Below are 15,952 nucleotides of genomic sequence, written 5' to 3'. Positions count from 1 at the left end.
CTTTAGCTAAGAAAATCGGTGATAACGGCCACGCCCGGAGGGGTCGGCCCGTTGAAGGCAGCAAGTTCATCGGACACGCCGGACAACCCGATCTCGCGAGCAATGAGCGGCGACATGTCAATCCGCCCACTGGTGATGAGCGCCAGCAAGCTGGGGTATTTCCACGATGGCATTCCGCGCGTGCCGAAAAGTGCCAGATTACCTTGGTAGACGGCACTCATGTTGATTTCCATCGTCGCGGTGTGCCCTACGGGCATCCCGACCTGCACATGTCGGCCCAACGGCCGCAAGCACTCGATAGACGCATTCGTCGTCACAGGCAGACCAAGCGCCTCAACCGAGACATGAGCCCCGCCGCCAGTGATTTCTTTGATTTGAGCCGCGACATCGCCCTTCATGGCGTTTACCGCAGCTTCGGCGCCCAACCCTTTGGCGTGGGACAGTTTTTCCTCGACAATGTCGACGACGACAACACGCGCACCCATTGCGATACCAAGCAACAGCGTGGACAGACCAATGCCGCCAGTTCCATGAACGGCAAGCCATTCCCCCGGCTGCAAAGCGGCGCGACCCGTCAAGGCGTGCCATGCCGTCGTAACTCGACAACCAAGTCCAGCGGCTACAGTCGGTGACAGGTTTTCCGGCAGATGCGCCAGATTATGATCGAACGGGACCGCAACGTATTCGGCAAACGCACCCGGCTCGATAAAGCCCGGAAGGCGCTGGTTCGGACAGGTGTTCTGGTTGCCTTCCTGACAGGACGGGCATGTGCCACAGGCCAGGATAAACGGGGCGATCAGCTTGTCGCCGACCTTGTGCGCGGCCAATGGGCCCGCTTCGACCACTTCACCGCAATACTCGTGCCCGCCGATCTGACCGGGTTTCACGCGGGGATGTTCTCCGGTCCAACCGTGCCAGTCCGAACGGCACACGCCGCAGGCCATAACCTTCAGGACGACGCCATCCTGCGGGCATTCCGGCTCTGCCACGTCCTCAAGGGACAGCGGCGCGTTGTATTCGCGGAGCACGGCAGCCCGCATCACGCCAGCTCGATCGTGTAGCTTTCGATCACCGTGTTCGCGAGCAGTTTTTCGCACATGTCCTTGACGGTCGCTTCGGTGGTGCCGTCGGCCAGGTCCAGTTCGATCACCTTTCCCTGGCGCACACCGTGCACACCGTCGAAGCCCAAAGTCCCAAGGGCGTGGCGCACAGCCTCGCCTTGTGGATCAAGGACCCCGTTTTTCAACATGATATGGACGCGTGCCTTCATTGCTCTAGCTCCCTCAGCTTTTTAGGACGGCGCATTCCCAGCCGTCATATTCCCACCCCATGCGCGAAAACTCGTCGCGCAGGCTGTCGGTCAATTGGTCAAATTCTTCGTCGGCCACAGCGGCATAATGCTCGCCCACGACACCGCCGCGATATTGGGCTTCGGAGATATCCAGCCCCGCCTCTGCAAATAGCTCTAGAGCCGAGTGCTTGTTGGCAGCGTTCGCACCGCGCATTGGATAGGCAAAGTGGCGAACATGGCGTTCCTGCGTGCCGTCATCCCCCTGCTCTGCTATCTGATCGAGCACCAGCTTGTTGGCCTTAGGGCTGCCCAATTCCAACGGCTTGCGAAACCGCGCGGCGATAGAATTTAGCAGACGTAAGATCACTGGTCCCTGCCCGTCAGTTAATCAGTGTGGGCTTGCCCAACGGCGCATTGGTGTTTGGCAACACACCAAGACGTCGCGCAACTTCGGTGTAGGCATCGGCCAAATTCCCGAGATCGCGGCGGAACACGTCCTTGTCGAGCTTTTGGCCAGTCTCCATGTCCCACAACCGGCAGCTGTCTGGGCTAATCTCGTCGGCCACGATCAGACGTTGGAAATCTCCATCGAACTGGCGGCCAATCTCGATCTTGAAATCAATCAGCTTGATTCCCACGCCATACATAACGCCGGACATGAAGTCATTCACCCGCAACGCCAAAGCCACAATATCGTCGAGGTCTTGCTGGCTGGCCCATCCCAAAGCGATAATATATTCTTCGGGAACCAACGGATCGCCAAGCGCGTCATCTTTGTAGGAGAACTCTACAATCGGGCGCGGCAACATCGTGCCTTCTTCCATGCCAAGACGTTTTGCCATCGAGCCGGCGGCGTAGTTGCGCACGATCACTTCCAGCGGAATGATTTCCACAGCGCGGATCAACTGCTCACGCATATTGATGCGTTTGATGAAATGCGTCGGCACGCCAATATGACCCAAGCCGGTCATGAAGAACTCGCTCAAACGGTTGTTTAGAACGCCTTTGCCCTCGATGATGCCATGCTTCTCAGCGTTGTTGGCTGTCGCGTCGTCCTTGAAATACTGGACCAGCGTTCCGGGCTCGGGGCCTTCGTAGAGGGTTTTTGCTTTGCCTTCGTATATCTTTTTGCGGCGTGCCATGGGCATCTCCTGTAACGCGGCGTCCCGCGCGGGGGCGGGACTCGCGTCCCATCATTAGCCGTGCCTATACGTCACACAAGCGGGTCAGACAAGCGAAGCAAAGCGCGTCACTTCACCCCGTCTTGGCAGCCAGCACTTGCGTCAGCCCGAAAGCATGGGCATATCAAGGACAACAGACTTATACAGGAGCTTCGAATGACCACCTTCGACGATCGCGAAAACGCCTTTGAAAACAAATTCGCCCACGATGCAGAAATGCAATTCAAAGCCGAAGCCCGCCGCAACAAGTTGCTGGGTCTTTGGGCAGCTGATCTGATGGGCAAATCTGGCGATGACGCCGCTGATTACGCCAAAGAAGTGGTTCGCGCCGATTTCGAAGAAGCCGGCGACGAGGACGTTTACCGCAAAGTGGCGGGTGATCTTGGCGACAAGGCCAGTGAAGCAACCATTCGCGCAAAGATGGTTGAGCTTATGGTCAAAGCCAAAGCGCAGTTGATGTCCGAGATCTAACCCTCTGATCTTTCATGATTTCGAAAGGCCGCTAGATCGCATCTAGCGGCCTTTCTTGTTCGCCCCCAAAGGGAGAGCCGAGCGCAACGCCCAAATTTCTTTGCAGCGCATTTTATCTGTTAAGCAACACCTCATGTGGTCCGACTAGACCCACTCCATGTGATTGAGAATGGGGTGAGAACATGGGGATTTCAGACGGCCGAAGTGCATATAGGACGCGTGTGGCGCGACAGGTATCGGCCGTTGGCCTGTCCCTCGCGATAGTTGGCCTTCTCTATCATAAAACCGCCGCGATCGACGTTGCAGCTGTTTTTGAAGTGTTCCAAACCTTCTCGTTCGATACGTGGATCTTGAGTGCAATTTTCACTGGGATAAGCCTTGCAGCGGTCGGGTGCTATGATGTGCTCGCCGCCCGTTACCTGCAACTGGACCTTCCGGATACGCACGCTCACTCTGTGGGATGGCGCGCGACAGCGATTGCTCAAGCGGTCGGATTCGGTTTGTTCAGCGGCTCACTGGTGCGATGGAAGCTTCACGCAAACCAACCAGAGTTTACGCTTTGGCTCGCAACGAAGATGACTGGCATTGTCACTGCCTGTTTTCTTGGGGGATGGGTCATAGTTGCCAGCGCTGCCGGCCTTGTTGCACCGAATATTCCGCCCCAAATCTGGTGGCTGTCATTACTGTGCCTATGGATTGCTATTTGTGTCGCGGCTTTCTCGTTTAGCGCCGCCGCACAGACAGTGCGGCTACTCCCTCCTATCAGGTTGATCTCGCGCGCGACGATCGTCACGCTGATCGACACATGCGCCGCAAGTTTTGTCATTTTCGTTTTTATCCCCGATGGTTATGTTCCTTTTTTAACCCTATATTCGGTGTTCTTACTGGCGTATTTCGCAGGTTTGATCTCGGGCGTTCCCGCTGGTATTGGACCATTCGAGCTTTGCTTCCTGGCCCTATTGCCAAATGTCGAGCCAACGGCGCTGCTCGCGGCTCTGCTTGCCTACAGGGTGATCTATTTCGCCGCACCTGCATTGATCGCCCTAGCGCCCCAAAGGCGGCGCGCAAATCCGATGCCGGACGTCGAACCTGATGCTCTAGATTACATTTCGGGAGCAGAACCCGCAGAAATGTCCCTTCTCACACAGGGGCAGCTTCATCAGATCGCCAACCCTTACGGTAGATCCAAATCGCTGGGTCGCCGCACCTGTAATACTGAAATCCTGTTTCGCGATCCGTTTGGTGGTGACCCAATCGGATTTCTTGTCGCGCGACTTCGGTTGGCGCGTCGAGCCTTTCGTGGATTGCTTATCTATAAGGCCAGTTCGCAAACCGCACAGGCGGCGCGTGCAATTGGACTGTCAGCGCATCAAATTGGCAGCGAGGCAGTGCTCAACCCTTCTGCGTTCACTCTAAACACGCCCTCTCGGGCAAAATTGCGCCGGAAGCTGCGCAGCAGCGCGAAGGAGGGCGTCCACACGGTTCCAAATGCACCGCAAATGTCAAAGCTGCACAAGATTGATCGTGATTGGCAGGCAAAAAACGGTCCAGCGCGCGGTTTCTCTGTGGGACGCTTTGGCAAAGAAATCGTTTCAACCCAGCGGGTATTCACTGCTTATCAAGACGAGCGACCAGTTGCCTTCGTGACGTTTCACTATTCCAAAGATCGTTGGGTGCTTGATCTTGTCCGTAGCGGGCGAAACTGTCCTGACGGGGCCATCTACACTTTGATTGCGGCAGCAATCGACGCCGCACGAGAGCAAGGTGTTGGCACATTGTCACTCTGCTCCGCACCTCTGCACCTGTCTGATACCCCAAAAACATGGGTGGAGTATATTCTACGGATCACCTTTCAACGCAGCAAAGCGTCGCGCGGTCTGCACCAGTTCAAATCCTACTTTGATCCGAACTGGGTGCCCCAATTCATCGTGGCTGATAGTATTTTCACTCTGATATCGGGGGGCATCGAATTGTATAATCTTATTCACGCTCGACAACGCCAGAACACCGGTGATCCCATCCCTGCTCATGATCATTATGATGATTATCAATTTGATTCATACGCGCTCGCGTGTGAAGAGGCGCGGTGACGGAATCCGAAATTTGACAGGACAATTCAATGACCAGCACAAACGCCCTCAGCCGCCTGCTTGCGGAACGAGACTGGCTTCTTGCCGACGGGGCGACGGGGACACAGTTGTTCAACATGGGTCTAAGTTCCGGAGATGCGCCGGAACTGTGGAATGCCGATCACCCTGATCGCATCCACCGGCTTTACAGCGACGCGGTCAATGCCGGCTCCGACCTGTTTCTCACGAACACGTTTGGTGGCAACGCCTCGCGCCTCAAGCTGCATGATGCGCAAGACCGCGTATTTGAACTGAACCGCCTCGCAGCCGAGATTGGCCGAGATGTTGCTGACGCCGCAGGGCGACCCGTGATCGTTGCTGGCTCCATGGGACCGACAGGTGATATTATGGTTCCGATGGGCACGCTAACACACGAAAGCGCCGTCGAGATGTTCCACGAACAGGCAGAGGGCCTGAAAGCCGGTGGCGCGGATGTGCTTTGGTCTGAAACCATTTCCGCCCCCGAAGAGCTGAAGGCCGCCTCCGAAGCCGCGAAACTTGCCGACATGCCTTGGTGCTGCACCATGAGCTTTGACACTGCTGGTCGCACCATGATGGGGCTGACCTCCGCCGCGCTGACAGCGTTGGCGGCGCGTTTGGCACAAAAGCCGCTGGCGTTTGGGGCGAATTGCGGTGTCGGCTCATCTGATCTGCTGCGCACGGTTCTGGGCTTTGGCGACAGCGACATTCCAATCATTGCGAAGGGCAATGCCGGGATTCCAAAATACCATGACGGGCACATCCACTATGACGGAACGCCCGAATTGATGGCGGATTACGCCTGCCTCGCCCGCGACGCGGGTGCAACGATCATCGGCGGCTGCTGTGGCACCACGCCCGCGCACCTCGTTCAGATGCGCGCAGCGCTGGAATTACGCCCGCGCGGCCCAAAACCATCATTGGACCAAATCGCCGAAAAGCTTGGCGGGTTCTCGTCGGAAAGTGACGGAACTGATGGCGCAGGTCCCGCACCTCGCGTGACGCGTCGCCGTAGCCGCGCTTGAATGGTGCAAGCCTCAGAACAGGCTGAGCTGATCGCCTGCTTTCGGCGGACGGGCGAACAAGTCCGATCTTGGTCGGGGCAGACGCTCTGCCAGACCAAACCGTTTGCAAGCCGTCTTGAACCGACGCCGCAAAAGATCAGCATGTGTGCCCTGCCCCCGCATGCGGTGTCCGAAACTCGGATCGTAGTCGCGCCCACCATGCATCTGACGCACACGCCCCATCACCTTGTCCGCGCTGCCCGGAAGATCGCGCGCAAGCCAGTCTTGAAACAACTCCGACACCTCACGCGGAAGGCGCAAGCCGATTGCATTGGCAGCAGTTGCCCCTGCGTCTCGTGCCGCCTGCAATATGGCTTCCAACTCGTGGTCAGTCAGTCCAGGGATCACGGGTGCCACACTTACCCTTACAGGGATGCCCGCTTCGGCCAAGCGCTCGATCGTGCGCAGTCTGCGCGCTGGCGGCGGCACACGCGGTTCCATCTGTCGGGCGAGCTTCCTATCCAGCGTGGTGATCGAGATCGAGGCCGTAGCCAGCCCCAATGCCGCCATGTCCCGCAGGATATCCACATCGCGCTCGATCAGGCTGCCTTTCGTGACGATGGCGACAGGATGATTAAAGCGCTGCAAAACCTCCAACACATCGCGCATGATGCGACGGTCTTTTTCGATCGGTTGATAGGCGTCGGTGTTCGTCCCGATGGCCAACACGTCTGGCATGTATCCCGGTCGGCGAAGTTCACGCTCCAACGCCTGCGCCGCATTCGGGCGGGCGATCAGACGCGTCTCGAAATCCAATCCGGGCGAAAGCCCCAGAAACGCATGGCTGGGACGCGCAAAACAGTAGGTGCACCCATGCTCGCATCCGCGATACGGGTTCAAAGACCGATCGAACGGGACATCCGGCGAGGTGTTTCGCGTCACCACCTTGGTCACGCGCTCGTCGGACACATGCGTCCGCACTACGGGCAAGTCATCCTCCGCCTCGGCCCAACCGTCATCGAAGGCCACGCGATCAAGGGCTTCAAATCGACCGGTCTCGTTGCGCGGAGTTCCACGGCCTTTGACGCGGCCCGTCAAACGCTCCAATCCGATTGCTGTGGAACGGGTTTTATCCATTCTGACAAAATGGAACATAATGAGAACACTGGCAAGCGTAAGTCGGTGCAAGCTAACGCTATGTCGCAAATCGTCGCGCCGCAGGTAGCCCCGCAGCGCATCACTAAACTAACGAAAGACCACGACGCATTTGCGCGTGTTGAGGAGTTCTAAGCCTATGTCAGACGAAGAAGACGATATCATCCTGTCGGAACTCGACGATGAAGAGCTTGTCGCGCAGATGTTCGATGACCTTTACGACGGTCTCAAAGAAGAGATCGAAGAGGGGGTCAACATTCTGCTGGAACGCAAGTGGGAACCCTACGACGTCCTGACAAAGGCGCTTGTTGGTGGCATGACCATCGTGGGCAATGACTTCCGCGACGGAATCTTGTTTGTTCCAGAGGTTTTGTTGGCTGCCAACGCGATGAAGGGCGGCATGGCCATCCTCAAGCCGCTGCTGGTTGAAACAGGCGCGCCACGTGTCGGCAAAATGGTTATTGGCACCGTGAAGGGTGACATCCATGACATCGGCAAGAACCTTGTAGGCATGATGATGGAAGGCGCAGGCTTCGAAGTTGTGGATCTTGGTATCAACAATTCGGTCGACGCCTATCTCGAAGCGCTTGAAAGCGAAACGCCAGACATTCTGGGCATGTCCGCCCTACTCACCACAACGATGCCTTACATGAAGGTCGTGATCGACACGTTGGTCGAAAAAGGTATGCGCGATGACTACACCGTTTTGGTCGGCGGAGCGCCCTTGAACGAAGAGTTTGGTAAAGCCATCGGGGCAGACGCCTATTGCCGTGACGCCGCGGTCGCTGTCGAAACAGCGAAAGAGTTCATGGCCCGCAAGCACAACCAGATGGCCGCTGGCTGACTGCGCTAGTATCAGCGACACGCGTAGCGGGCCCTGCGGGGCCCGTTTTCGCGTCCGAGGCAAGCTCTTGACCTCAGACGCGTCGAAGCGCAATCCTCACTACTCCGGAGGAGCATTCATGCCATTCACCCGCTTTGCCCTGATCCTGTGTTACGTGCTTGTCGCTTCAGGCCTCACCGTGTTCATTTTTGCCCAGATGCAGCCGCAAGGTGAGGCCTCGAGCGCCCTGCCCGCTTTGCTCCCGCTGGCAATGCTTGCGGGGCTGGTGATCCGCGCACTGCACAAGAGGCTCGACCGCGATGATACCTGACGACGCCACCTTGCGAGACGCAGGTCTTGCTCCGCCTCGTGAAGGACGCATCCTGCTGCTTGCTTGCGGGGCCTTGGCGCGTGAAATCCTAGCGTTGACGGAACGGAACGGCTGGAGCCACATGACGCTCGCGTGCCTTCCCGCAATTTTTCACAACACGCCCGAGAAAATCGTGCCGGCAATCCGAGAGGCTGTTGAGAAGCACAAAGCAGATTTCGAGAAGATCTTTGTCGTCTACGCTGATTGCGGAACGGGCGGGCAACTAAAAGCTGCGTGCGACGAGCTTGGCATCGGTATGCTGGAAGGTCCGCATTGCTACAGCTTTTACGACGGCAACGCGGCGTTTGAGGCGCGCGACGAGGTGACGTCGTTCTACCTCACCGATTTTCTTGCCCGTCAGTTTGACGCCTTTGTGACCATGCCCTTGGGTCTAGATCGTCACCCTGAACTACGGAACATGTATTTCGGCAATTACGAAAAGCTGGTCTATGAAGCACAGACCCGCGACGCCGCGCTGGAAGACAAGGCCAAAGCCTGCGCAGAGTTCTTGGGGTTGGACTACGAGTATCGTTTTACCGGCTACGGCGATCTGGAAACGGAGTTGGCCGCACAGGCCGAGCCAATGCGCCCTGCCCGATAATGGTTCCTAAGCGGCAGAAGCCGCCACGTTCCGAATGCGCTCGACCATTGCGCGCACTCCGTTAGATCGCTGCGATGACAGATGTTCGTTCAATCCCAGGCGCCCAAGCTCGGCCACGGCATCGACCTTGCCCACTTCCGCAAGGGGAAGACCCGAATAAAGCCCCTTCAGCACAGCAATCAGGCCGCGCACGATCATCGCATCACTGTCGCCCTCAAAGGTAAACACTCCATCGGCGGCTTTCGGATGCAGCCAGACCTGACTGGCGCAGCCATCCACCTTGGTCGCAGGCACCTTCAGCGCGTCATCCAGAGGGTCCATCGCCTTGCCCATATCGATGACATGGCGATAGCGATCTTCCCAATCTTCAAGAAACTCGAACGTCTCCACAATGTCTTCAAACGCCTCTTGCGCCATCGGTCGGGCCCCTTCTGGTAGTCTGATAGCTGAGTTAACCCGCGCGTGCGGCATCGTCCAGTGCAGGCCGGACTTTTCAAGTCGTCTCGGTTGCGCTACTCCATTGGGAAACACACGCGCTGGCGGGGACACGAGCAATGACACGCACTATTTTGGCAATTCTGGCGATCAGCCTGACCGTGACCGCTTGCGGTCGCATTCGCGACTCGCGCATCAATCCATTCAACTGGTTTGGCCGCGACCGTGCGGAGCAGAGTGTCGTCGCCGACGAGGCGCTGCTACGTGACCCGCGCCCGTTCGTGGCAGAAGTGCTGTCCCTGAAAGTCGAGCCGACCCCAGAGGGTGCCATTATTCGCGCTGTGGGCCTGCCCGGCTTGCAAGGCTACTGGAACGCCGAGCTTCTGGAAGTTGATCGCGACGATCTCAGCACGCTCACCTATGAATTCCGCGTGACGCCACCGCCCTACCAAACGCGCCAAAGCACCCAACGGTCCCGCGAGATATTTGTGGGCAAAGCGGTATCGACCACGCGGTTGAACAAGGTGCGCACAATTACGGTCATCGGGCAGACAAATCGCCGCGCCGTCCGCCGTTAAGGTCAGGGCCTAAAGCTCTATAATTTTTACGGAATTTCCGGAACAGGATAACGCCAAATCACCGTCGCACAGGCGCAGCGCATCTTTGCCGAATACTTCTGCGCGCCATCCTTTGAGGGCAAGCCCGTCACGTTCGCCCAAGGCGATGTCATCAAGATCAGAAGCGGTTGCGATCAGCTTCTGGGCGATCCCAACTTCCTCGGCCTTGGCCTTCAGCATCACCCTTAAGAGATCAGCCAAGGCCGAATTCATGTTCGAGCGGTCCCGTACAGGTGGCGCCTTTGGCATTTCGTCCGGCGGACATGAAACGCCTTTGGCAACGGCCTCTAATATCCCATCCGCGATTGCGCCTTTACGGGCTTCGCGCAACAAAAGACGTGATTTACCAAGATCGCGTTCGTCTTTGGGCTTGGTTGACGCCAGTTCTAACAAGGCGTCGTCTTTATAGACGCGGCTGCGTGGTACGTTACGCTCTTGTGCGTAAGCTTCGCGGAACCTCGCCAGCTCTCGCACGATGGCCAGAAATTTAGGCGCATTGGAGCGCACTTTGACGCGGCGCCATGCAGCGTCTGGTTGGACAATATAAGTCTCCGGCGCGCGGAGGATGGCCATCTCTTCTTCGACCCAAGCCTTGCGACCGGACCGTTCCAGCCGCTTGGACAGGTATTCGTAGATGTCGCGCAAATGGGTAACATCAGCCAATGCGTAAAGCTTTTGCGCGTCACTTAGTGGACGCCGCGACCAATCCGTGAAGCGCGAGGACTTATCGACAGAAGCTTTCGCTATCTTGCGCACGAGGGTTTCATAGCCCACCTGCTCGCCGAAGTCGCAAACCATCGCAGCGACCTGTGTGTCGAACAAGGGAGCTGGAATGACGCCACCCTCGACGTAGAAAATCTCGAGGTCTTGGCGGGCCGCGTGGAACACCTTGACCACGTTCGGGTCGCGAAACAGGTCATACAGCGGCTCAAGCGACATATCCGAGCCTTCAATTGGATCCACCAGCACAGCGTCGTTTCGATCATCGCCGGGGATTGCCAGCTGGATCAGACACAGCTTCGCGTAATACGTGCGCTCGCGCAGGAACTCCGTATCGACTGTGATGTAAGGATGGCCCTTCGCTCGCTCGCAAAACGCGGCGAGGTCTTCGGTGGTGGTAATCGTGATTATATTGGATGGCATCAGGGTACTTCGGGTAATCGGTTGTTGTTCTTGATCTTTGTAGACTGCCCCCAGCCTCCCCCTTCTTAAGCGCATTGCAACTAAAAGGGAAGGATTAGCATCAGGTCAATTCTACTGGCGTGTTATCGCCTTTGGCAAAGCGCCGAAGGACGGCTGGGTATAATCGGTGCTCTTGGATCAGGACTTTGGCGGCCAAGGTCTCGGCGGTTTCATCTGGAGCGACCTGCACGCGTGCCTGCCCAAGGATCGGGCCGTCATCGAGCTCTGGGGTAACGATATGGACAGAGCATCCTGCCTCGGCATCACCCGCTTCCAGCGCACGGGCGTGGGTGTTTAGCCCCTTGTATTTCGGCAAGAGCGACGGGTGAATATTGAGCATCCTACCGGCATAGCGCTCGACGAAGCTAGCAGTCAGAACGCGCATGAACCCGGCAAGGCAAATGATGTCAGGTTCGGCTGCATCCAGCAGCTTGACCAGTTCTGCCTCGAACGCCGCGCGGTCCTTGCCGAATTGGCGGTGATCCACCGCTGCAGCGGTCAGTCCACGGGCGGTGGCCCTCTCAAGGCCTTTCGCATTTGGGTCGTTCGACAGCACCAATACAGGGCGTGCAGGATGATCCGCTACCATGCTGTCGCAAAGCGTCAGCATGTTCGAGCCGCCGCCGGATACCAGAATGGCGACTTTTTTCAAAGCAGGCGACCTGAGTAGCGCACGCCTTCGCCGGGCGTGATAGCACCGATGCGGAACACTGTTTCGCCTGTGTCTTGCAACAGCGATGTCAGCGCTTCGGCGGCACGCGGATCAACGGCGAGAACCATGCCGATGCCCGAGTTAAAGGTTTTCAGCATCTCCGCCTCTTCAATGCCAGCCACGCCAGCCATCCAAGTAAAGACACCGGGCAAGTCCCACGTGCCAAGGTCGATCTCTGCGCCAAGGCCCTCGGGCAAAACCCGTGGCAGGTTTTCTGTCAACCCGCCGCCCGTGATGTGGGCCAGCGCATGAACGCCCCCTGCCCGCACGGCGGACAAAGCGGATTTCACATAGAGGCGCGTCGGGGTCAGCAATGCCTCACCCAAAGATTTCCCCTCGTCGAAGGGCGCGGCGTCATCCCAGCTGAGGCCCGAGGCCTCTACGACTTTGCGCACCAAGGAGTAGCCGTTGGAATGCACCCCGTTCGAGGCCAGCCCCAAAAGCACGTCGCCTTCGGCCACTCCAGCGGGCAAGGCAGTGCCTCGCTCCATCGCTCCGACTGCAAAACCAGCCAGATCGAAATCACCCTCGCTATACATGCCTGGCATCTCGGCGGTCTCGCCCCCGATCAGTGCACAACCGGAATCGGCACAGCCCGCTGCAATCCCGTTGATAATTGTCGTGGCCGTATCAAGATCAAGCTTGCCCGTGGCAAAGTAATCCAGGAACAGCAAAGGTTCCGCCCCTTGGCAGACCAAATCGTTGACGCACATCGCCACGAGATCGACACCGATGGTATCATAGTGGCCCGTGTCGATGGCGATCCGCAGCTTGGTGCCCACCCCGTCAGTTGCCGAGACGAGGATTGGATCTTTGAACCCTGCGTCCTTCAGGTCGAACAAGGCACCGAAGCCGCCCAAACCTTCCATGACGCCAGACCGTTTGGTGGCGGCAGCAGCGGGCTTGATCCGGTCAATCAGCGCGTTGCCTGCATCAATATCCACACCGGCATCGGCATAGGTCAAACTGTTCTTCGGGGTCTCAGTCATGGGTCACATCCCGCAGCAGATTAAGAGTTGCGCCGACCTATCAAGCCAGCCTTCGCGAGTCTATGGCTGCTTTTTCGCCGCCAGCTTTTCTTGCAGCTTCAACTCGTTTTTCGCACCGAAGCCGAAGAAAAAGCGGCTGGCCAGCCAGTAAATCGCAAATGCGATTGCAATAATGATGACCCAGCCTAGGGCACCGACCGCAGCCAACAACTCCGACACATCGGCCAGACCACCGAACGCAACGGCAAAAACCATCGAGAACGCAACACCAATCGCCGCATTGATCAGGACGAACACGGCAGAGATCTTCCATGCAAAACTGCTGGCGGGCATTTCCTTCATGCGCCGCGCGTAGGTTTGACCCGCGTCCATTGCCGGAACCAGAGCCGTTGCGATTGACCCGCCCGAACCAATGTCAAAACCTGCAAGTTCCGCCAGCAGATAAGTGATGACCATGACCACCACCATGGTGATCAAAGAGACGATTGCGTAGCGCTTCAAAAGGTAAGACGTGCTCATGGGATGTTCCTTGTTAACTCGAGTGTGTTCTAGGAGACCCGACCCACTTTCGCAAATCTTGCATCATAGAGACTTGACGCGGGCGACCGGTCTGGTAGCCATCCGGTTTTAGGGGGCCTGTAGCTCAACTGGTTAGAGCAGAGCGCTCATAACGCTTTGGTTGCGGGTTCAAGTCCTGCCGGGCCTACCACCGTTTCCCCTCATCTTGGCAGAACAAGTTCCGCCTTCAGCCCGCCTAAGGTTGTGCTGTCGCCCAGTCGCAAAGTGCCACCGTGCGAACGTGCGACATCGGCGGCGATCGCAAGTCCCAGCCCGACGCCGGAACCGGCATTTTGATTGCGGGACGCATCCAGCCGCGAAAAAGCTTTTACCGCCTGCTCGCGCTGCGCCTCGGGGATGCCGGGGCCGTTATCCTCGACGCTGATGCGCAGAGCGGTTTCCAGAATGGCGACATCGACGTGGGCCTTGGTGCCATATCGTACGGCATTGTTGATCAGGTTCTCGACCGCGCGCTGGACAGAAAGCGGGCGCAACTTCATGGAGAGCGGCTCTGGCAGCGCATCGGACAGCTCGACCTGTTTGCCCGAGCGCTGAGCATTAGCCACGAGGTCTTTGACCAAAGCAACCGGATCGCAGCGCTCCAGTTCCTCTTGCGCATCGGCCTTGGCGAAATCCAGAAAAGCCTCGATCAGGCGCTCCATCTCGTCAACGTCACCGATCAAGTCCTGAGTGTCCTCCGTTTGCTGCTGCATCGCCAACCCGAGCTTTAGTCGGGTCAACGGCGTGCGCAGGTCATGGCTCACACCCGACAGCATTAGCGTGCGCTGCTCGATCTGGCGTTCGATACGCGCGCGCATGTTCAGGAACGCCGCCCCGGCCGAGCGGACCTCTGAGGCACCTCCCGGATAGTAGGGTTCATTGCGTCCCTTGCCGAATGCCTCTGCCGCGCGGGCCAGACGTCGGATCGGGCGCAATTGGTTGCGTAGAAACAGATAGGAAATGATCGTCATCAAAATTGCTGTGAACAGCATCAACACCAACAACTGATGCGGATTGGTCGCCGCCACCCGACGCCGGGAAAAGGCGACCTCCAGAATTCCTTTTGACGTCTCGATGCTGGCAAGAACGGTCTTGTCGCGGCTCACAAGGTCGACCGTGCGCAGGTTAGCGAACTGTTGTTCCAGTGTATTACGGATTACCCGTCCCGATAGATCGGTGAAACTTCGCCGCTCGGCCACTTCAGCGCCCGGAAATGTGACCTGCATATCTAACGCCTCGGCCGTGTCGCCCACGCGCCGCGAGGCAGCCGCGACATCCGGAGCGGTTTCGACAACATCGAGGAGCAACCGCAGCTCCACGGAAATGTTCTGCGTCATCTGCGCGGTCACATCTTCATAGAGCCTCTGGATAAAGGCGAATGACACAACCAACTGGATCGTCACAATCGGCACCAGAAGGATCAGCGCGGCCCTGCCGTAGAGGCTGCGTGGAAGGTAGCGTTTGATTGTGAACCGTGCCATGTTTCGGACCGTAAAGCCCCTTGGCCCAAAGGAAAAGAGCGATGGCGTCTGCACAGCCTGACACCCGAAGACCGGGCCAGCCCGTCACACTCGCGTCCGGACTGCGCTGCATTCTAGCGCCCAATGCCTCGCCGATGACGTACACGGGCACAAACACCTATTTGCTTGGCACGCGTGATATCGCGGTGATCGACCCCGGGCCCCCAGATGAGGCCCACCTCGCGGCCATCCTTGATGCATTGGAAGCGCATCAACGAATAAGCCATATCTTGGTGACCCATTCGCATATCGACCATTCGCCCTTGGCAATGGTTCTTGCCCAAATCAGCGGGGCAAAAATCTTCGGTTTCGGGGACAGCCGCGCTGGCCGCTCCGCCGTGATGGCCGCCTTTGACGATCTGGGCGGCGGCGAAGGGGTTGATGCGACGTTCATGCCCGATGTCAGACTTCTCGACGGGGAGATGGTCGAAGGGTCTGATTGGACACTGACGGCGCTTCACACACCGGGGCACATGGGGAATCATCTTTGCTTTCATTGGCATGAGGGGAAAGCACTGTTCAGCGGTGATCTGGTGATGGGCTGGGCGACATCAATGGTCTCACCGCCGGACGGCCACCTGACCGATTTTTTGACTTCGCTTGAGATGTTGGCCCTTCGCACGAGTGACGAGGTTTATTACAGCGGCCACGGAATGCCGATCAAGACGCCTAGCGCACGGGTCCAAGAGTTGTTGATCCACCGACGCATGCGCGAATCCCAAATTATTGAGGCGCTTGATGATGCGGCCCTCACTCCCAGCGAACTGACGGCCATGATCTACACTGACATCCCCCCGACCTTGCTGCCTGCGGCCCAACGAAATGTCATCGCCCACCTTATTGATCTGTCAGAGCGAAATCGGGTTCGCCCAGACCAAAAACTCAGCGCGACAAGCCGCTTTTCCCTTATCTGAATATTTTGGGTAAAAGTCTCT

20 protein-coding genes and 1 tRNA gene are annotated in these 15,952 nt (G+C 57.8%); 10 read left to right on the top strand and 11 right to left on the bottom strand.

Going from position 1 to position 15,952, the window contains the following annotated elements; all coding sequences use genetic code 11:
• Positions 1 to 2: 2 nt before the first annotated feature.
• Genes BM352_RS11235 through purC form a run of 4 tightly spaced genes read right to left on the bottom strand, consistent with a single transcriptional unit; the run spans position 3 to position 2,433 of the window.
• Positions 3 to 1,040 carry a zinc-dependent alcohol dehydrogenase family protein gene (locus tag BM352_RS11235; RefSeq protein WP_090216793.1) on the bottom strand — a complete coding sequence of 346 codons (1,038 nt, stop codon included), beginning with the start codon at positions 1,038 to 1,040 and terminating at the stop codon, positions 3 to 5.
• The gene (purS, locus tag BM352_RS11230; RefSeq protein ID WP_090216791.1) at positions 1,040 to 1,270 is read right to left on the bottom strand and encodes a phosphoribosylformylglycinamidine synthase subunit PurS; all 231 of its coding nucleotides are present in this window, start codon (positions 1,268 to 1,270) and stop codon (positions 1,040 to 1,042) included. The genes BM352_RS11235 and purS overlap by 1 nt, the downstream gene beginning before the upstream one ends.
• Before the next feature lie 13 nt (positions 1,271 to 1,283).
• Positions 1,284 to 1,658 carry a ribonuclease E inhibitor RraB gene (locus BM352_RS11225; RefSeq protein ID WP_090216789.1) on the bottom strand — a complete coding sequence of 125 codons (375 nt, stop codon included), beginning with the start codon at positions 1,656 to 1,658 and terminating at the stop codon, positions 1,284 to 1,286.
• A gap of 13 nt (positions 1,659 to 1,671) precedes the next feature.
• Positions 1,672 to 2,433: a phosphoribosylaminoimidazolesuccinocarboxamide synthase gene (gene purC, locus BM352_RS11220; protein ID WP_090216787.1), complete on the bottom strand. Its 762-nt coding sequence runs from the start codon at positions 2,431 to 2,433 to the stop codon at positions 1,672 to 1,674.
• A gap of 195 nt (positions 2,434 to 2,628) precedes the next feature.
• On the opposite strand from purC, the gene BM352_RS11215 reads away from it, so the two are divergent.
• The 3 genes from BM352_RS11215 to bmt all read left to right on the top strand — a co-directional run bounded on the left by BM352_RS11215 (position 2,629) and on the right by bmt (position 6,076).
• Positions 2,629 to 2,943: a DUF1476 domain-containing protein gene (locus BM352_RS11215; RefSeq protein ID WP_090216785.1), complete on the top strand. Its 315-nt coding sequence runs from the start codon at positions 2,629 to 2,631 to the stop codon at positions 2,941 to 2,943.
• 182 nt (positions 2,944 to 3,125) lie between these two features.
• Positions 3,126 to 5,033: a phosphatidylglycerol lysyltransferase domain-containing protein gene (locus BM352_RS11210; RefSeq protein WP_090216782.1), complete on the top strand. Its 1,908-nt coding sequence runs from the start codon at positions 3,126 to 3,128 to the stop codon at positions 5,031 to 5,033.
• 29 nt (positions 5,034 to 5,062) lie between these two features.
• Complete coding sequence (gene bmt, locus BM352_RS11205; RefSeq protein ID WP_090216780.1) at positions 5,063 to 6,076, top strand: betaine--homocysteine S-methyltransferase; 1,014 nt, start codon at positions 5,063 to 5,065, stop codon at positions 6,074 to 6,076.
• Positions 6,077 to 6,088: 12 nt separating this feature from the next.
• Here the strand turns inward: bmt and BM352_RS11200 are convergent, their stop codons facing one another.
• The gene (locus tag BM352_RS11200) at positions 6,089 to 7,192 is read right to left on the bottom strand and encodes a PA0069 family radical SAM protein (protein WP_090216778.1); all 1,104 of its coding nucleotides are present in this window, start codon (positions 7,190 to 7,192) and stop codon (positions 6,089 to 6,091) included.
• Between the two features lie 9 nt (positions 7,193 to 7,201).
• On the opposite strand from BM352_RS11200, the gene BM352_RS18975 reads away from it, so the two are divergent.
• From BM352_RS18975 to BM352_RS11185, 4 genes are all read left to right on the top strand, one after another.
• Positions 7,202 to 7,345, top strand: coding sequence for a hypothetical protein (locus BM352_RS18975; RefSeq protein WP_175500666.1), 144 nt, complete (start codon positions 7,202 to 7,204; stop codon positions 7,343 to 7,345).
• Between the two features lie 4 nt (positions 7,346 to 7,349).
• Positions 7,350 to 8,054, top strand: coding sequence for a corrinoid protein (locus BM352_RS11195; protein ID WP_090216776.1), 705 nt, complete (start codon positions 7,350 to 7,352; stop codon positions 8,052 to 8,054).
• Between the two features lie 118 nt (positions 8,055 to 8,172).
• The gene (locus BM352_RS11190) at positions 8,173 to 8,364 is read left to right on the top strand and encodes a hypothetical protein (protein ID WP_090216773.1); all 192 of its coding nucleotides are present in this window, start codon (positions 8,173 to 8,175) and stop codon (positions 8,362 to 8,364) included.
• Positions 8,354 to 9,004 carry a DUF1638 domain-containing protein gene (locus BM352_RS11185; protein ID WP_175500665.1) on the top strand — a complete coding sequence of 217 codons (651 nt, stop codon included), beginning with the start codon at positions 8,354 to 8,356 and terminating at the stop codon, positions 9,002 to 9,004. Before BM352_RS11190 ends, BM352_RS11185 begins: the two co-directional genes overlap by 11 nt.
• A gap of 6 nt (positions 9,005 to 9,010) precedes the next feature.
• Here the strand turns inward: BM352_RS11185 and BM352_RS11180 are convergent, their stop codons facing one another.
• Positions 9,011 to 9,421, bottom strand: a complete 411-nt coding sequence (locus BM352_RS11180) for a SufE family protein (protein WP_090216770.1) — start codon at positions 9,419 to 9,421, stop codon at positions 9,011 to 9,013.
• A gap of 137 nt (positions 9,422 to 9,558) precedes the next feature.
• On the opposite strand from BM352_RS11180, the gene BM352_RS11175 reads away from it, so the two are divergent.
• Complete coding sequence (locus tag BM352_RS11175; RefSeq protein WP_090216768.1) at positions 9,559 to 10,017, top strand: hypothetical protein; 459 nt, start codon at positions 9,559 to 9,561, stop codon at positions 10,015 to 10,017.
• A gap of 9 nt (positions 10,018 to 10,026) precedes the next feature.
• Here the strand turns inward: BM352_RS11175 and rnd are convergent, their stop codons facing one another.
• From rnd to BM352_RS11155, 4 genes are all read right to left on the bottom strand, one after another.
• Positions 10,027 to 11,187: a ribonuclease D gene (rnd, locus tag BM352_RS11170; RefSeq protein ID WP_090220179.1), complete on the bottom strand. Its 1,161-nt coding sequence runs from the start codon at positions 11,185 to 11,187 to the stop codon at positions 10,027 to 10,029.
• 112 nt (positions 11,188 to 11,299) lie between these two features.
• Positions 11,300 to 11,890 carry a phosphoribosylglycinamide formyltransferase gene (gene purN / locus BM352_RS11165; protein ID WP_090216765.1) on the bottom strand — a complete coding sequence of 197 codons (591 nt, stop codon included), beginning with the start codon at positions 11,888 to 11,890 and terminating at the stop codon, positions 11,300 to 11,302.
• Positions 11,887 to 12,939, bottom strand: a complete 1,053-nt coding sequence (gene purM / locus BM352_RS11160; RefSeq protein WP_090216763.1) for a phosphoribosylformylglycinamidine cyclo-ligase — start codon at positions 12,937 to 12,939, stop codon at positions 11,887 to 11,889. The genes purN and purM overlap by 4 nt, the downstream gene beginning before the upstream one ends.
• A gap of 60 nt (positions 12,940 to 12,999) precedes the next feature.
• Positions 13,000 to 13,458 (bottom strand): ABZJ_00895 family protein, encoded by a 459-nt coding sequence (locus BM352_RS11155; RefSeq protein ID WP_090216760.1) that lies wholly within the window; start codon positions 13,456 to 13,458, stop codon positions 13,000 to 13,002.
• Positions 13,459 to 13,571: 113 nt separating this feature from the next.
• On the opposite strand from BM352_RS11155, the gene BM352_RS11150 reads away from it, so the two are divergent.
• Positions 13,572 to 13,648 (top strand) — tRNA-Ile (locus tag BM352_RS11150).
• A gap of 10 nt (positions 13,649 to 13,658) precedes the next feature.
• Here BM352_RS11150 and BM352_RS11145 read toward each other — a convergent pair.
• The gene (locus BM352_RS11145; RefSeq protein ID WP_090216758.1) at positions 13,659 to 14,978 is read right to left on the bottom strand and encodes an ATP-binding protein; all 1,320 of its coding nucleotides are present in this window, start codon (positions 14,976 to 14,978) and stop codon (positions 13,659 to 13,661) included.
• Positions 14,979 to 15,019: 41 nt separating this feature from the next.
• Between BM352_RS11145 and BM352_RS11140 the strand changes: the two genes are divergently transcribed.
• Positions 15,020 to 15,931: an MBL fold metallo-hydrolase gene (locus tag BM352_RS11140; protein ID WP_090216756.1), complete on the top strand. Its 912-nt coding sequence runs from the start codon at positions 15,020 to 15,022 to the stop codon at positions 15,929 to 15,931.
• Positions 15,932 to 15,952 lie beyond the last annotated feature (21 nt).

This window comes from Litoreibacter janthinus (assembly GCF_900111945.1).
Lineage (GTDB): Bacteria > Pseudomonadota > Alphaproteobacteria > Rhodobacterales > Rhodobacteraceae > Litoreibacter > Litoreibacter janthinus.
The sequence above is the reverse complement of the archived record's forward strand: the minus strand, read 5'-3'. Positions and strand labels throughout refer to the sequence as shown.

Bases quoted from the DNA above. Each gene is read 5' to 3' on its own strand.
- BM352_RS11235 (WP_090216793.1), bottom strand. From the start codon at position 1,040: ATGCGGGCTGCCGTGCTCCGCGAATACAACGCGCCGCTGTCCCTTGAG.
- purS (WP_090216791.1), bottom strand. From the start codon at position 1,270: ATGAAGGCACGCGTCCATATCATGTTGAAAAACGGGGTCCTTGATCCA.
- purC (WP_090216787.1), bottom strand. From the start codon at position 2,433: ATGGCACGCCGCAAAAAGATATACGAAGGCAAAGCAAAAACCCTCTAC.
- BM352_RS11215 (WP_090216785.1), top strand. From the start codon at position 2,629: ATGACCACCTTCGACGATCGCGAAAACGCCTTTGAAAACAAATTCGCC.
- BM352_RS11210 (WP_090216782.1), top strand. From the start codon at position 3,126: ATGGGGATTTCAGACGGCCGAAGTGCATATAGGACGCGTGTGGCGCGA.
- bmt (WP_090216780.1), top strand. From the start codon at position 5,063: ATGACCAGCACAAACGCCCTCAGCCGCCTGCTTGCGGAACGAGACTGG.
- BM352_RS11200 (WP_090216778.1), bottom strand. From the start codon at position 7,192: ATGGATAAAACCCGTTCCACAGCAATCGGATTGGAGCGTTTGACGGGC.
- BM352_RS18975 (WP_175500666.1), top strand. From the start codon at position 7,202: ATGGAACATAATGAGAACACTGGCAAGCGTAAGTCGGTGCAAGCTAAC.
- BM352_RS11195 (WP_090216776.1), top strand. From the start codon at position 7,350: ATGTCAGACGAAGAAGACGATATCATCCTGTCGGAACTCGACGATGAA.
- BM352_RS11190 (WP_090216773.1), top strand. From the start codon at position 8,173: ATGCCATTCACCCGCTTTGCCCTGATCCTGTGTTACGTGCTTGTCGCT.
- BM352_RS11185 (WP_175500665.1), top strand. From the start codon at position 8,354: ATGATACCTGACGACGCCACCTTGCGAGACGCAGGTCTTGCTCCGCCT.
- BM352_RS11180 (WP_090216770.1), bottom strand. From the start codon at position 9,421: ATGGCGCAAGAGGCGTTTGAAGACATTGTGGAGACGTTCGAGTTTCTT.
- BM352_RS11175 (WP_090216768.1), top strand. From the start codon at position 9,559: ATGACACGCACTATTTTGGCAATTCTGGCGATCAGCCTGACCGTGACC.
- purM (WP_090216763.1), bottom strand. From the start codon at position 12,939: ATGACTGAGACCCCGAAGAACAGTTTGACCTATGCCGATGCCGGTGTG.
- BM352_RS11155 (WP_090216760.1), bottom strand. From the start codon at position 13,458: ATGAGCACGTCTTACCTTTTGAAGCGCTACGCAATCGTCTCTTTGATC.
- BM352_RS11145 (WP_090216758.1), bottom strand. From the start codon at position 14,978: ATGGCACGGTTCACAATCAAACGCTACCTTCCACGCAGCCTCTACGGC.
- BM352_RS11140 (WP_090216756.1), top strand. From the start codon at position 15,020: ATGGCGTCTGCACAGCCTGACACCCGAAGACCGGGCCAGCCCGTCACA.